The organism is Microbacterium azadirachtae (genome assembly GCF_000956505.1).
GTDB lineage: Bacteria > Actinomycetota > Actinomycetes > Actinomycetales > Microbacteriaceae > Microbacterium > Microbacterium azadirachtae_A.
Genome location: NZ_JYIX01000039.1, coordinates 358,690 through 373,057, shown reverse-complemented (window position 1 = coordinate 373,057; position 14,368 = coordinate 358,690). Strand labels below are relative to the sequence as shown.

14 protein-coding genes are annotated in these 14,368 nt (G+C 69.9%); 5 read left to right on the top strand and 9 right to left on the bottom strand.

The genetic code is table 11. The features are described from left to right. Positions 1-97: 97 nt before the first annotated feature. Together RS86_RS17995 and RS86_RS17990 are read left to right on the top strand one after the other, a co-directional pair. A complete protein-coding gene (locus tag RS86_RS17995; RefSeq protein WP_045273597.1) occupies positions 98-1,093 on the top strand; it encodes a Gfo/Idh/MocA family protein in 996 nt (331 codons plus the stop codon). A gap of 22 nt (positions 1,094-1,115) precedes the next feature. Beyond that, positions 1,116-2,039: an NYN domain-containing protein gene (locus RS86_RS17990; protein WP_045273596.1), complete on the top strand. Its 924-nt coding sequence runs from the start codon at positions 1,116-1,118 to the stop codon at positions 2,037-2,039. Between the two features lie 10 nt (positions 2,040-2,049). Here RS86_RS17990 and RS86_RS17985 read toward each other — a convergent pair whose 3' ends face one another. The 7 genes from RS86_RS17985 to RS86_RS17955 form a co-directional block, all read right to left on the bottom strand. Next, positions 2,050-3,057: a sugar phosphate isomerase/epimerase family protein gene (locus RS86_RS17985; protein ID WP_045273595.1), complete on the bottom strand. Its 1,008-nt coding sequence runs from the start codon at positions 3,055-3,057 to the stop codon at positions 2,050-2,052. Between the two features lie 10 nt (positions 3,058-3,067). After that, positions 3,068-4,018 carry a sugar phosphate isomerase/epimerase family protein gene (locus tag RS86_RS17980; protein ID WP_052680364.1) on the bottom strand — a complete coding sequence of 317 codons (951 nt, stop codon included), beginning with the start codon at positions 4,016-4,018 and terminating at the stop codon, positions 3,068-3,070. A 26-nt stretch (positions 4,019-4,044) separates the two neighbouring features. Continuing rightward, positions 4,045-4,872, bottom strand: coding sequence for a carbohydrate ABC transporter permease (locus RS86_RS17975; protein ID WP_045273594.1), 828 nt, complete (start codon positions 4,870-4,872; stop codon positions 4,045-4,047). Continuing rightward, positions 4,869-5,828 (bottom strand): carbohydrate ABC transporter permease, encoded by a 960-nt coding sequence (locus RS86_RS17970; RefSeq protein WP_045273593.1) that lies wholly within the window; start codon positions 5,826-5,828, stop codon positions 4,869-4,871. Before RS86_RS17970 ends, RS86_RS17975 begins: the two co-directional genes overlap by 4 nt. Positions 5,829-5,834: 6 nt before the next feature. After that, complete coding sequence (locus RS86_RS17965; RefSeq protein ID WP_082076874.1) at positions 5,835-7,160, bottom strand: sugar ABC transporter substrate-binding protein; 1,326 nt, start codon at positions 7,158-7,160, stop codon at positions 5,835-5,837. Positions 7,161-7,240: 80 nt separating this feature from the next. Beyond that, positions 7,241-8,725 (bottom strand): GMC oxidoreductase, encoded by a 1,485-nt coding sequence (locus RS86_RS17960; RefSeq protein ID WP_045273591.1) that lies wholly within the window; start codon positions 8,723-8,725, stop codon positions 7,241-7,243. Between the two features lie 52 nt (positions 8,726-8,777). Beyond that, on the bottom strand, positions 8,778-9,887 hold the full coding sequence (locus RS86_RS17955) for a Gfo/Idh/MocA family protein (RefSeq protein WP_045273590.1): 1,110 nt from the start codon (positions 9,885-9,887) through the stop codon (positions 8,778-8,780). A 115-nt stretch (positions 9,888-10,002) separates the two neighbouring features. Here RS86_RS17955 and RS86_RS17950 point away from each other — a divergent pair, with 115 nt between their 5' ends. From RS86_RS17950 to RS86_RS17940, 3 genes are all read left to right on the top strand, one after another. Next, positions 10,003-11,217 carry an ROK family transcriptional regulator gene (locus RS86_RS17950; RefSeq protein WP_045273589.1) on the top strand — a complete coding sequence of 405 codons (1,215 nt, stop codon included), beginning with the start codon at positions 10,003-10,005 and terminating at the stop codon, positions 11,215-11,217. Positions 11,218-11,374: 157 nt separating this feature from the next. Beyond that, complete coding sequence (locus RS86_RS17945; protein ID WP_052680371.1) at positions 11,375-12,001, top strand: DUF4166 domain-containing protein; 627 nt, start codon at positions 11,375-11,377, stop codon at positions 11,999-12,001. Next, entirely contained in the window at positions 11,998-12,978 is a 981-nt protein-coding gene (locus tag RS86_RS17940; protein ID WP_045273588.1) for an epimerase, read from the top strand. The genes RS86_RS17945 and RS86_RS17940 overlap by 4 nt, the downstream gene beginning before the upstream one ends. Positions 12,979-13,002: 24 nt before the next feature. On the opposite strand, the gene RS86_RS17935 is transcribed toward RS86_RS17940, so the two are convergent. Both RS86_RS17935 and RS86_RS17930 read right to left on the bottom strand, forming a co-directional pair. Then, a complete protein-coding gene (locus tag RS86_RS17935; RefSeq protein ID WP_045273587.1) occupies positions 13,003-13,995 on the bottom strand; it encodes an epimerase in 993 nt (330 codons plus the stop codon). Beyond that, on the bottom strand, positions 13,992-14,363 hold the full coding sequence (locus tag RS86_RS17930) for a PLD nuclease N-terminal domain-containing protein (protein ID WP_045273586.1): 372 nt from the start codon (positions 14,361-14,363) through the stop codon (positions 13,992-13,994). The genes RS86_RS17935 and RS86_RS17930 overlap by 4 nt, the downstream gene beginning before the upstream one ends. Positions 14,364-14,368 lie beyond the last annotated feature (5 nt).

Here is a 14,368-nt window from a genome sequence, read left to right as displayed (position 1 = left end):
GTGGTCCCCCACCATTGGGGGTCGTCCCCGCCAGCGCACCCCAGGGCCTCCGCTGGCGGGGACGACTCGAGGTGGTGGAAGCCCGTACGCTGGAGCCATGACCGGACTTCGCTGGGGCATCCTCGCCACGGGCGGCATCGCCGCCGCCTTCGCCGCCGACCTCCGCACCGCGGGTCTCGACCTCGCCGCCGTCGGATCCCGGTCGCAGGAGTCCGCCGACGCGTTCGCCGCGCGCTACGGCATCGCGAGGGCGCACGGCTCGTACGAGGCGCTCGTGGCGGATCCCGAGGTCGACATCGTCTACGTCGCCACCCCGCATCCGATGCATCACGCCGACGCGCGTCTCGCGCTGGAGCACGGCAAGCACGTGCTCGTCGAGAAGGCCTTCACGCTCAACCACGCCGAGGCGCAGGACCTCGCCGACCTCGGCCGCGAGAAGGGCCTGCTCGTCATGGAGGCGATGTGGACCCGGTACCTGCCGCACATGGCGCGGCTGCGCGAGATCATCGCGGCCGGCACCCTGGGCGAGATCCGCACCGTCTCCGCGGATCACACGCAGACGCTGCCGACGGATCCCGCCCACCGTCTGAACGCCCTCGAGCTGGGCGGCGGGGCGCTGCTGGATCTGGCCATCTACCCGATCTCCTTCGTCGTCGGCGTGCTGGGCGTGCCGACCGAGGTCAAGGCGGTCGCCCGCCTCCTCGAGACGGGTGCCGACGCCGAGGTCGCGACCGTCATGACGCACGACGGCGGAGCCATCTCGACCACGTTCTCCTCCTCGCGCACGGCGGGACCGAACACCGCGGTCGTGCTCGGCACGAAGGCGCGCGTGGAGATCGAGCGCTGGTGGTGGTCGCCCTCGATCCTGCGGGTGATCGACCCCGAGGGCGTCGTCCTGGAGGAGTTCTCCGCGCGGCCCGCCGAGGGCGCGGGGCGCGGGATGCAGTTCGAGGCGATCGCGGCGGAGCGCTACGTCGCCGACGAGTCCCTGGACAGCGATCTGCTCCCCGTCGCGGAGTCCGTCGCGATCATGGGCCTGCTCGATGAGATCCGCGCGCAGATCGGGGTCCGCTACCCGAACGAGACCGACTGACCGACTCCGGAGGAGAACCCCCATGGCTGAGCCGCAGGACACCCGCGTCGCCGTCTATCTCGACTTCGACAACATCGTCATCTCCTGGTACGACCGCGTCCACGGGCGCAACTCCTACAGCAAGGATCGTCAGCGGATCCAGGACAACCCCGCCGACGCCGAAGTCGCGGAGCGGCTCAAGGCCGCGATGATCGACGTCGGAGCGATCATCGACTACGCCTCCTCGTTCGGCACGCTCGTGCTCACGCGGGCGTACGCCGACTGGTCCTCGCCGGTCAACGCCGAGTACCGCTCCCAGCTGGTGGCGCGCGCCGTCGACCTCGTGCAGCTCTTCCCGGCCGCGGCGTATGCGAAGAACGGCGCCGACATCCGCCTCGCTGTCGACGCCGTCGAGGACATGTTCCGCCTGCCAGACCTCACCCATGTGGTCATCGTCGCCGGCGACAGCGACTACGTGCCGCTCGCGCAGCGCTGCAAGCGCCTCGGCCGCTACGTGATCGGCGTGGGCGTCGCGGGCTCCACCGCCAAGTCGCTGGCCGCCGCGTGCGACGAGTTCGAGGCGTACGACTCGCTGCCCGGCGTCGAGCGCGCGGCAGCACCCGCGCCCACGGCCGAAGCGGCACCCAAGAAGACGGTCGCCAAGCAGACTCAGGGGGCGCGCAAGCAGTCCCGCGCCACCGCCGAGAAGGACGAGCCCAGCACGTCGGATCAGGAGCAGGCGACCGCCACACTCGTGCGCGCGCTGCGGCTCGGGCACGACAAGAGCGACGGCGACGAGTGGCTGCACAGCTCGGCGGTGAAGACGCAGATCCGGCGGATGGATCCCTCGTTCAGCGAGAAGGCGCTCGGCTACCGCTCGTTCAACGCCTTCCTGAAGTCGCGGGCCGACATCGCGGAGCTCGAGGAATCGGGCCACGAGCGCCTCGTACGCCTGCGCGAGAGCTGAGCCGCCCTCCTCACTGGTTGCGGAAGGCGGCGTCGAAGGACGCGGTGGGCTTCGGCCAGAGCAGGGAGCGCACGTACTGCACGGCCTGGGCCGCGCCGTGCAGGCGATCCATGCCCGCGTCCTCCCACTCGATCGAGATCGGCCCGGTGTAGCCGATCGCGTCGAGCGCGCGGAACGAGTCCTCCCACGGCACGTCGCCGTGCCCTGTCGAGACGAAGTCCCAGCCGCGGCGAGGATCGCCCCAGGGCAGGTGCGAGCCGAGCACGCCCGCGCGGCCGTTCTGCGGGCGCATCCGGGTGTCCTTGCAGTCGACGTGGTAGATCCGGTCCTGGAAGTCCCAGATGAAGCCCACCGGATCGATGTTCTGCCACATCATGTGCGACGGATCCCAGTTGAATCCGAACGCCTCCCGGTGGTCCACGGCCTCGAGCGCGCGGACCGAACTCCAGTAGTCGTACGCGATCTCCGAGGGATGCACCTCATGCGCGAACCGCACCCCTTCGCCGTCGAACACGTCCAGGATCGGGTTCCACCGGTGCGCGAAGTCCTCGAACCCCGCGGCGATCACGTCCTCCCCGACCGGCGGGAACATCGCCACGTACGGCCAGATCGACGAGCCAGTGAAACCGACGACCGTGTCGACGCCGAGCTTGCGGGCGACACGCGCCGCGCGCTTCATGTCCTCCGCGGCACGCTGCCGGACGCCCTCGGCGTCGCCGTCACCCCAGACGTAGTCGCGCAGGATCGCGCGGTGGCGGAAGTCGATCGGGGCGTCGCACACGGCCTGGCCTGCGAGATGGTTCGAGATCGCGAACGTCTTCAGGCCGTGACGGTCGAGGATCTCGAGCCGCGAGACGATGTAGGCGTCGTCCTCGTCGGCGCGCTTCAGATCGAGATGATCGCCGGAAGCCGCGATCTCCAGCCCGTCATAGCCCCAGGAGGCGGCGAGGCGCGCCACCTCCTCGAACGGCAGATCCGCCCACTGACCGGTGAACAGCGTGACGGGGTGGGTGCTCATGAACCTCTCCTCAGGACTTCGTCGCCTCGGCCAGCCAGCCCGCCGTGTAGGTCGCACTCTCCCCCGGATCCATGCTCGCACGGTCGACCTCGATCAGCACCGTGCCATCGAAGCCGTCAGGGAGCGCACCGAGGATTCCGACCAGATCGAGGTCGCCGAGGCCCGGCTCGCGGTACAGACCGAGGTTGGTGGCCTTCTCGTAGCTCAGGCCCTCCTCGCGGGTCCGCCGGGCGACATCGAGGTCGATGTCCTTGATGTGCAGGTCCTGCACTCGGTCGCCCCACTTCTCCAGCACGGCCCTGGCGTCGATCCCGGCCCACTCCAGGTGCCCGATGTCGAACGCGGCGCCGAGGCGCGAGGCGTCGATGTTCTCCAGGACGTACTCGTACTCCTGCTGGGTCTCGACCAGGGTGCCGACGTGGTTGTGCAGGCCGGGACGCACCCCCTCGGCGTTGAGGACGTCGACGGCCTCGTCGAGAAGTTCCAGCTGCTCGTCGAGGCGGTCCTGATCGAAGTCGTAGCCGACGGCCGGGTGCTCCCAGCGCGGAGCGGCGTAGTCGACCTCTGCGGCGAGGAAGATCCGGGAGAGTCCCATGTAGGTGGACTCCTCGGCCTTGCGCCGCACGCCGTCGAACCAGTGCGCGCGCTCGAACGTCCCCTTCTCCAGGCGCCCGCCATGCGCCGAGCCCACGGGCACCTGCGCATAGCCCGGCGAGACCCGCAGCCCGGCATCCGCGATCATGCGCGCGTAGCTCTGCAGCGTCTGGGTGTCGAGCACCTCCATCATGGTCGTGTCGAAACCGGCGTTGCGGATCTGCGCGAGCACGTCGGGGTACTCGGCCACGAAGGTCGGGTCCGCGAACCGCCACAGTCCGGGGCTGTCCGGGTCGGAGGGGTCCGACAGCACGTTGATCCACTGGATCGCGTTGAGGGAGAACGTCAGCGAGGAGAGGGATGCCATGTCATGCCTTTCGAGAGATGCGACGACTACTTCAGTCCCGTGGCGGCGACGCCCTGGATGAAGTATTTCTGCAGGAAGAGGAACAGGATGAGGATCGGCAGCAGGACCACCATCGCACCGGCGAGCAGCACGCCGAACGCGATCGTGTTGGATGCCTGCGAGGCGACCGCGAGCCCGACCGGGGCCGTGTAGACGTCCTGGGACTGCGCGACGACGAGCGGCCAGAGGAAGTTGTTCCAGGAGGACAGGAACGACAGGATCGCGACGGTCGCGAGTCCGGGGCCGGTCAGCGGAAGGAAGACGCGGAAGAAGATCCGCGGCTCCCCCGCGCCGTCCAGCCGGGCCGCCTCGAGCAGCTCGAAGGGGACGCCGTGCGCGAACTGGCGCATGATGAACACGCTGAGAGGCATCACCAGCAGCGGCAGGGCGATCGCCATGAGCGTGTTCACCAGGCCCATCTGCACGACGATGACGAACTGCGGAACGAACAGCGCGACGTAGGGCACGATCATCGACGCGATCACGAGCGGGAAGATCACGGCGCGACCGCGGAAGCGCAGCTTCGCCAGCGCATAGCCGGCCATCGAGCTGAACAGCACGTTGCAGACCACGACGATCGCCGAGACGACGATGCTGTTCAGCATGTAGCCGCCGAACCCGCCGTCCGTGAACAGGCCGACGTAGTTCTGCACCTGGAACGACTTCGGGAACCACGCGCCAGGATCGGAGAAGAACTCGGCCTGCGTCTTGAAGGATCCGAAGAACACCCAGACGAACGGCAGCAGCATCAGGATCGTGATCACCGCGAGGGCGATGTAGGTCAGCGTGGAGCGGATCGGAGTTGTCTTGTTCAATGCTTCGGCCTCAGCACTCGGAACTGGATGAAGGCGACGATGCCGACGAGGATCAGCAGGATCACGGATCCCGCCATCGACGACGCGATGTTGCCGAACCCGAACTGCTCGTAGACCCACAGCGCCATCGGCCGGGTGGACCCGAGCGGCCCGCCCTTGGTCAGCAGGAACGGCTCCTCGAAGATGTTCAGGAACGACACCGTCATCAGGACGGTGACGAGAAGGGTCGTGGGCCGCAGCAGGGGCAGCGTGATCGACCAGAGCCGACGCATCGTCGACGCGCCGTCTGTCGCGGCGGCCTCGTAGATCTCCTCCGGCACGGCCTGGAGGCCGGCGAGGAACAGGATCATGCAGGTACCGGCGTTGCGCCAGACTCCCATCATGACCACGGTCGCGATCGCCCACTCCGGCTTGCCCAGCCAGTTCACGACCGGGACGCCCAGGTTCGAGAAGGCGCTGTTGACCGGACCGGAGATCGAGAAGGCGTACTGCCAGATCACGGCGGCAGCCACGATGTTCGTGATCACCGGCACGTATACGGCGGCGCGGAAGAACGTGCGCATCCGCCGGATGCCATTGTTCAGCATGAGCGCGAGCGCGAACCCGAGCCCCATGCTGAGCGGCACGCAGAGCACCACGAACATCACGGTGTTCAGGAACGCGCCCTGGAAGGCCGGCGAGCCCAGGACCTTGGAGTAGGCCTCGAACCCGGTGAAGTTCACGTTGAACGGATCGCGGATGTCGCGCGCCGTCATGTCGGTGAGGCTCGTGCCGACCGCCAGCACCGTGGGCACGGCGGTGAAGACGACGAAGATGAGCAGGAACGGGATCAGGAAGATCCATCCGGTGGCCGCCTCCGCGCGGGATCCCTCATGTGCGGAGGCGGCCCGGGTGGTGCCCCGGGGGCGTCGCGAGGACGCCCCCGGGGTGACCAGTGCACGCGTGGCGGTGGACATGGGTGACTACTTCCCGCCCAGCCCGATCGACTCCGCCTGCTGCTGCGCGGCGTCGAGAGCGTCCTTGGCGGAGACCCCGCCGCGGACGACGCGCTCCATCTGCTTGCCGATCACGTCGCCGACCTGCGACCAGGTCGGGACGTTCGGCTGCGCGACGCCGTCGTCCAGCGCGGAGCGCACGGTCTCCAGCATCGGGTCGCCCTTCATCGCCGGGTCGTCCCATGCGGCCTTCAGCGCCGGCATGTTGCCGAAGATCTGGTACCACTTCACCTGCTGCGCGGACTCCGACATCCAGCGCACGAACTTCCAGGAAGCGTCCTTGTTCTTCGCGTCCTTCGGCACGAGCCAGCTGCCGCCGCCCGTCGTCGCGCCCTTGCCGCCGTCCGGGCCGGTGGGGTTCTGCGCGAAGGCGAGGTGGTCCTTCGACCAGTCGGCGCCGTTGGCGTCGTTGAACCAGGCCTTGAACCACGGGCCGCCGTCCACGATCGCTGCGTTCTTGCCCTGCGAGGACCACGGCACGGTGTCCAGGAACTGCGGGCCGTCCGGCGACGACAGCCCGCTCTTGATCAGACCGGCCCAGTAGTCGAGCGCCTCGACGTTCTTCGGGTCGTTCAGGGTCCACTTCGTGTGGTCCTTGTTCAGGAACGCGCCGCCGTTCTGCACGGCCATGACCTGCAGCTGTCCCGCGCTGTACTTGTCGTAGTTGACGGCGAGGGCGAAGGGGAACTCGGATCCGGCGGCCTTGAGCTTCTCGCCGAACGCCTTCTGCTCGTCCCAGTTCTTCGGCGCGGAGGTCGCTCCGGCCTTCTCGGCGAGGTCGCTGCGGTAGATGAGCATGTTCGCGTACGTGTACCAGGGCACGCCGTACTGCACGTCCTTCACGATCGAGTTGTCCCAGATCGCCGGGAAGAAGTCGTCCTTCTTCGCCAGCCCGTCCGGCACGGCGTCGAATCCGCCGGTGTTCAGCAGGGCCGGCTGATCCTCGGTGTAGGCGAACAGCAGGTCGGGCACGGTGCCGGCGGTGATCGCGGCCGTCATCTTGGACGCGAACTGGTCCGCGGGGACCTTGGTCAGCTTGACGTCGACGTCGGGGTTGGACTTCTTGAACTCGGCGACCATGTCGGGCAGCTTGTCGCCGTCGGCGCCCTCCGCCCAGAGCTGGACGGTGCCCTTCGCAGGCTTGTCGTCGATCGCGGCGCCGGAGCCGCTGCTGCCGCCGGTGGATCCGGCGTCGCCGCTGCGGCCACAGCCGGTCAGCAGCAGCGCGCCGGCGGTGAGGACGGCGGTGCCGAGCAGCATTGCTCGACGCGACCGTCGGGTGGTGAGGTGCATCGCATTCTCCTCTGTATCGGGTTCGGGTGGTGTTCGGGTCGGGGGGGGTCGGGTTGTGGATCGCCCTCGCGGGCGTCCGTTCAGAGCGCGGCCGACACGGCGCGCGCGATGCGCACCGAGATCGTGGCGCCCGTGAGCGTGGCATTGCAGGTGAGGGCGGTCGGGATGACGCCGTTGCCTGCGAGATAGAGGTTGTCGAAGCCCCAGACGCGCCCGTCCGTGTCGACCACGGAGGTGCCGTCGTCGGCCGGGCCCATGCGCACGGTGCCCGTGTAGTGCAGCGAGGCGCCGGGAGGGAGGATCTCGGAGTCCTGCGCGGGGAAGACGCCGATCGCGTTCGCCGCTGCGCGCTGCACGTCCATGGTCCGGCGGATCTCGGCCTGATCGGCCTCGGAGTACGAGAAGCGCACGGTCATGTGCGGCAGGCCGAGCGCGTCGGTGCGGTCGTCGGAGAACTCGATCCGGTTCTCCGGGCGGATCTCGGTGGCGCAGTACCAGCCGACGCCCAGCACGTGCTGCCCCTCGAACTCGCGCTCCATGAGCTGTCCGTGCGCGGGACGCGCGGCACCGATCGACGGGCTCCAGTACGAGCCGATGAACGGCTCGCCGGCGGGCGGCACCGGGATGTCTGCGGCGGTGAGGCCCAGGCGGGCCGCGTCGATGACGACGTCTCCGTCGATCGAGGCGTGCTCGTTGAGCCGCGTGCCGAGCGCCTCCGGCCGGATGCCCGAGGCCCAGAGCAGCTGGGGCGTGCGCAGCGCGTCCCCGGCGATGAGCACGACCCGTCCGCGGAAGGACTCTTCGTTCCCCGTCGCGAGATCGCGGCCGACCAGCCCGGTCACCCGAGTCCCGTCGTGCTCGATGCGGGTGACGAGCAGGCCGGTGCGCAGCGTCACGTTCGGCTCGCCGCCGTCGAACAGGTACGGGGCGATGTCACGGGGTCCGGTGCGGGCGAAAGGGCGATCCTGGTGCGGGACGCCCGCCATCGGCATGTACCCGAACTGCCGCTCCGGATCCGGGCTGGGCACGGCATCGCGGAGCGCGGCGAACATCGGCTCCGTGAAGGGGTTGTCGACGAGCGGTCCGACGTACGTGCGCAGCAGGCCCCGCGCGCTCTCGAGATCCTCGTCCCACTCAGCGCGCGGCAGGAAGTCGGGGATCTCCTCGGCGTAGGGCCACGGGGTGGCCGCGGTCCAGTGCACGCCCATGCCGCCGATGTTCCACGCGACGGAGGCCCCGGGGAACTCCGCGAAGTTGTGACCGAGGAACGCCGCGGGGAAGATGCCGGTGGAGTCGGCCGTCCAGCCGTCGCCGTCGAGCTCGTTCATCGATGCGGCGCCGCGGACGTACTCGATCTGCCGCGCCCGGCGCATCAGATCCTCGTAAGAGGCGTTCATGGCGTTCTCGTCGACCTCGACGAGGTGCTCGCCGTCGACGCCGGTGATCCGGGAACCCGCCTCGACCACGAGGATCGACGCCTCCGGGTTCTGTTCGTGCACCCGGCGGGCGATGATCGCGCCGTTCGGACCGGATCCGACGATGACGAGATCGTATTCGTCTGACATTGCTCTTCCTCTTCTTCGGTTCAGGAGCTCGTGGGTGGTTGCGCGGTAGGGGTCAGGGCGTTTCGGCCGGGACTTCGATCCAGCGCTCTTCGCGGGCGGCGAGGAGCACGGCCTCGGTCAGCTGGGCCGCACGCACGCCGTCGTCGAAGGTCGGCAGGCCGTCCGGATGCTCGCCGGCGATCGCGGCGTAGACGTCGGCGACGAAGCCGTTGAAGGCGTCCTGGTAGCCCTGCGCGTGCCCGACCGGCAGCCGGGAGAAGCGGGCGACACCCGGATGCGCGTTCTGCGGATCGCGGAACAGCTGCCGGTTGCCCTCCCTGCGGCCGATCCACAGCTCCTCCGGACGCTCCTGATCGAAGCGGACGCTCTCCCTGGTGCCGTGCAGCTCGAGAGTGAGGGCGTTCTTCCTGCCCGCCGCCATCTGCGAGACCAGCAGCGTGCCGATCGCGCCCGACGAGGTCTCGACGAGGATCGCGACCGCATCCTCGTTCTGCACCGGATGCCCGCCGCGCTCGGCGAACGCCCGCCGGGTACGGGCCGTGAGCCGCACGATGCGCTCCCCGGCGACGAACTCGAGAAGATCGCACAGATGCGACCCGATGTCGGCGAACGCACGGGAGGGCCCGCCCTCGTCGGAGGTCGCCCGCCAGTCATCATCGGTCGGGAGCAGCATCCAGTCCTGCAGATACCCGCAGTCCACCGTCAGCAGCGTGCCGATCTCCCCCGCGAGGACACGAGCACGCGCCTCGCGCACCATCGGGTGATACCGGTACACGAACGGCACAGCGGCCACCACGCCGTGCTCGCGGGCGGCCGACGCGAGCGCCCTCGCATCGACCAGCGACGTCGCGAGCGGCTTCTCGCAGATCACATGCTTGCCCGCCTCGATCACCCGCAGCGCCAACGGCGCATGCGTCGAGTTCGGCGTGCAGACATGCACGACCTCGCTCCCGCCCGCCAGCAGCTCATCGATCGTGCCGGCACGCTCCACACCGAGCTCGGCCGCGGCGACCGCCGCGCGCTCCGGTGAAGAACTCGCGATACCGGCGAGGACCGCACCCGCGGCACGCGCCGCCCTGGTATGCGCCTGCGCCATGAATCCCCCGCCGAGGAAGCCGGATCGGATCGTCCCGATACCGGTGTGCGTGACCTCCGTTGTCATGTGGATGATTCTGACACGGATCGACACCCTTTTGTCAAGCATTAGTCAAAAGTCTTTTCGCGACCGACAGATGTCGCTCGCCGGATCCGCAATTGTCGTGTGGTTTACTGACCCTATGAGCGACCCCGACCGGCTGAACGGCGGCGCCTCGCCGGGTGCGGGCGACATGCTGCAGCTGCTCCTGGACGGCCAGGCGCGCACCAAAGCCGACCTCGCGCACCTCACCGGCCTCGCCCGATCCACGGTCTCGGCGCGCGTCGACGCCCTGCTCGCCTCCGGCCTCGTGGTGCCCGCGGGCGAGGGGCTGTCGACCGGCGGCCGCCCGCCGTCGCGGGTGGCGTTCAATCCTCGGGTGGGCCTGGTCCTGGCCGCCGACCTCGGCGCCTCGCACGCGACGGTCGCCGTCTCCGATCTCGGCGGTCGGATCCTGGACAGCACGACACGACCACTGCGCATCGCGGACGGCCCCGCGGCCGTGCTCGACGGCGTGCTCACCGACGGCCGTGCGCTGCTCGAGGCAGAGGGACTGCGCGGCATCCCGCTCGTCGGCATCGGCATCGGCGTGCCGGGCCCCGTTGAGCACTCCACCGGCCGGCCGTACAACCCGCCGATCATGCCGGGCTGGGACCGGTTCGACGTGCCAGGCTACGTGCAGCGCACCTTCGACGTGCCCGTGCTCGTCGACAACGACGTCAACGTCCTGGCCCTCGGCGAGCAGGCCACGAGCTTCCCCGACGTCGAGGACCTGGTGTTCGTGAAGGTCGCCACGGGCATCGGCGCCGGGATCATCGCGGGCGGAAGACTTCAGCGCGGCGCCCAGGGCTCGGCCGGCGACATGGGGCACGTCAAGGTGCCTTACTCGCCCGAGTCCTCGCACGCCCCCGGTGAGGATCGCGATCTCGAGGAGCTCGCGAGCGGGACGGCGATCGCCACGGCGCTGCGCGCGCAGGGCCTCGACGCCGTCACGAGCTCGGACGTCGTCGAACTCGTCCGCAACGGCAACCCAGCGGCGATCGAGGCCACCCGGCAGGCCGGCCGCGACGTCGGCGAGGTCCTCGCGATGTTCGTGAACCTGCTCAATCCGTCGGTGATCGTGCTCGGCGGCAGCATCGCGCGCGCCGGCGAGCACCTCCTCGCGGGCGTCCGCGAGGTCGTCTACCGCCGCTCGATCCCGCTCGCGACGCAGCATCTCGCGATCGTGCAGACGCACACCGGCGAGAAGGCGGCCGTGCTCGGTGCGGCCATCATGGTCGCCCGCCACATCCTCTCCTCAGCGAACGTCGACGCCTACGTGGCGCACACGACGACCCGCACGGAGATCCCGGCCTAACCCGCCCCGGTCTCTACCCGCGAGACTCCAACTGGGCGACGAGACTGCGCGCGAAAGCTGCAGTCTCGTCGCCCAGTTGGAGTCTCGCGGATCTGGATTCGGCAGGCCTTCTCACGTCCGGTCGCCTTTATTGAACATGTTCGATAATGTGGACGACATGACCACGGATCTGCGCTCCCCCTACGCCGCGGCACTCGGCCCGCGCGTGGACGAGCTGCACCCTCACCTGGGGAGGTATTTCGCGGCGATCCCTCGGGGCGGGGTCGGCGTCGGACGCGGCACCTTCGAGCGGGTCGGCTGCCGGAACCCCGTGGTGCGGGCGCTGCTCGGCCCCGTGCTGCGCGTCCTGCAGCGCCACGGCGCGGTCTACGGAGGCTGGGCCGAGGACGTCCCGTTCACGGTGCGCAACCGCGACGGCGAGGGCCGATCGGCAGAGCGCACGCTGCACCTCCCCGACGCGGACTGGACCATGCGCGATCGCGTGCGCACCCTTCAGCACGGCCGGATCGTGGACCGCCTCGGGCGCCCCGGCGTGCTCGCAGCCGTCTTCGACGTGACGACCTCCGAAGGCACCCTCGAGCTGCGCAGCACCCGTGTGGGCGTGCGGCTGGGGAGACTGCGGATCCGGTTCCCGCGGTGCATCGCTCCCCGGATCCGCCTGGTCGAGAGCGCCGACGAAGACAACGGCCTGCAGCGGGTCGCGCTGACCGTGGACGTGCCGCTGCTCGGCCGCATCCACGAGTACGCCGGGACGTTCCGCTACGACATCGAGGAGGACGCATGAGCGAGCACGCGAACGACGGCACCCGCGGCAGGGTGGTGCTGGGCGGATCCACCGGGTTCATCGGCCGTGACCTCGCGCGGCGCTGGCGCGGCGCGGGACGCGAGGTCGTCACGATCTCCCGTCACGGTGCCGATCTGGCCTGGGAGGATCAGGCCGGGATCGACGCGGCCGTCGACGGCGCGAGCCTCGTCGTCGGGCTCGCCGGCAAGAGCGTGAACTGCCGTTACACGCCGGCGAACCGCGCCGAGATCTTCCGCTCGCGGGAGAGCACGACGGCCGCGCTGCGCACCGCTGTCGAGCGCGCCACGACCCGGCCCGCACTGTGGGTGAACTCGTCGACGGCGACGATCTACCGGCATGCGGAGGATCGCGCGCAGACCGAGTCGACGGGAGAACTCGGCACCGGCTTCTCGGTCGAGGTCGCGAAGGCCTGGGAGCGCGAGCTGTTCACGGGCGACCTGCCCGGTACGCGCCGCGTGGCGCTGCGCACCGCGATCGTGCTGGGCGACGGCGGCGTGCTGGGCACGCTGCGGACGCTCGCGCGGTTCGGCCTCGGCGGCACCCAGCACGACGGGCACTGGCTGGTCGGCCGCGCCCGGCGCGAAGCCGGGACCGGGCATCACTTCCGCGCCCGCGGCGGGCGGCAACGGTTCAGCTGGGTGCACCTCGACGACGTGGCGGGGATCATCGCCTTCCTCGAACAGCACCCGGAGCTGGAGGGGCCCGTGAACGCCGCCGCCCCGGGCGCGAGCGACAACCGCACGCTCATGGCGACGATCCGGCGCGCCCTCGGGGTGCCGTTCGGACTGCCGCAGCCCCGCTGGATGCTCGAACTCGGCGCCCTCGGGATCCGCACCGAGACGGAGCTGATCCTGAAGAGCCGCTGGGTCGCGCCGGAGAGACTACTCGATGCCGGATACGCCTTCGCGCATCCCGATCTCGAGGAAGCGGTCCGCACATCCTTCGGACGCGCCTGACCACCGCAACGGAACCGTCTGAGCTCAGCGCCCCCGGATCTGGCGCACCGCGCCGGCCAGCTCAGGGAAGCGGAACACGTATCCGGCGTCCTCGAGCACCTGCGGCAGCACCCACCGGCTCTTCAGCACGAGCTCGGACTCGGTGCGCAGCACGGCCATCCCCGGCTCCAGCACGAAGCGGGGCGCGGGCAGTCCGAACGGCGCGCGCACGGCCCGGCGCAGGATCCGCATGAGCTCGATGTTCGTCACCGCATTCGGCGAGGCCATGTTCACGGCTCCCGTGATGTCGTCGTGGTCGCGGAGGAACCGGACCGCCTGCACGAAGTCCTGTTCGTGCATCCAGCTCAGCCGCTGCCGGCCCCGCGAGTGCTCGCCGTCAGGCTGCGGAGGTTCGGTCGGGTGCGGGCCGATCCCCCGGTACCGCCGGTGCGGGAACCACCATCCGTCGTACTGCGGCCCGCCGAGTCCCAGCCGCGCCAGGCGCAGCAGCATCGTCATGACCGGAGCGCCGCGTCCGAGAACGAGCGACGTGCGCAGGGCGATCCGTCGGGTGCCCGGCAGTTCGCCGGCGAACAGCGCCGCCTCCCACTCCCGCGTCACATCGGGCGAGAATCCTCTCTCCTCGAGCGGATCCGCCTCCGTGCGCGGCGTGTCGAGCGAGTAGCGGTAGGCGGTCGCGGAGCTGCCGTTCATCCAGACGGCGGGCGGGCTCGCCGCCGTCGAGATCGCGTGGTGCAGGGCCGCGGTGGTGCGCAGGCGCGAGCGCAGGATCTCGTCGCGGTTGCGGTCGGTGTAGCGGCAGTCGATGCGCCGTCCGGCCAGGCCGATCACGAGCTCGGCGCCGTCGACGAGGCGCAGGATCCCGGCCTCGTCGTCCCAGCGCGCATCCGCGTCCCCGCCGCGCCCGATCGTGCGCACGTCGTAGCCGTCCCGCCGCAGCGCGTCGCGCAGGGCCGTGCCGAGGTAGCCGCTGCCGCCGCCGATCACGGCGCGGGGACTGCGCGGCGCGGCGCTCATTCGGCCCCCGCCTCGCCCTGCTGCTTCTTGCGCTTCTCGATCTCGGCGCGCAGCCGCCACTCCTCGATCTCGCGATCCAGGTCGGCGATCTGCTGCTCGGTGCTGCGCGTGTCGCCGGGCTGGGGCGGCGCCGTGGGCGCCGGCGGTCCGGAGCGGCGCTCGCGAGGCCGCGGCAGCCGGATCCCGTCCTGGTCGTACTCGCGTCCGACCAGGAACCAGATCAGGGAACCGGCGAGCGGGACGATGATCACGAGGATGATCCAGAACATCTTGGGCAGGTGCTTCACCTGGTCGTCGCGCCGGGTGATGATGTCGATGAGCGCGCCGATCATCAGCACCAGCATGAGGATCGTGAACACCAGGCCCATGCCGA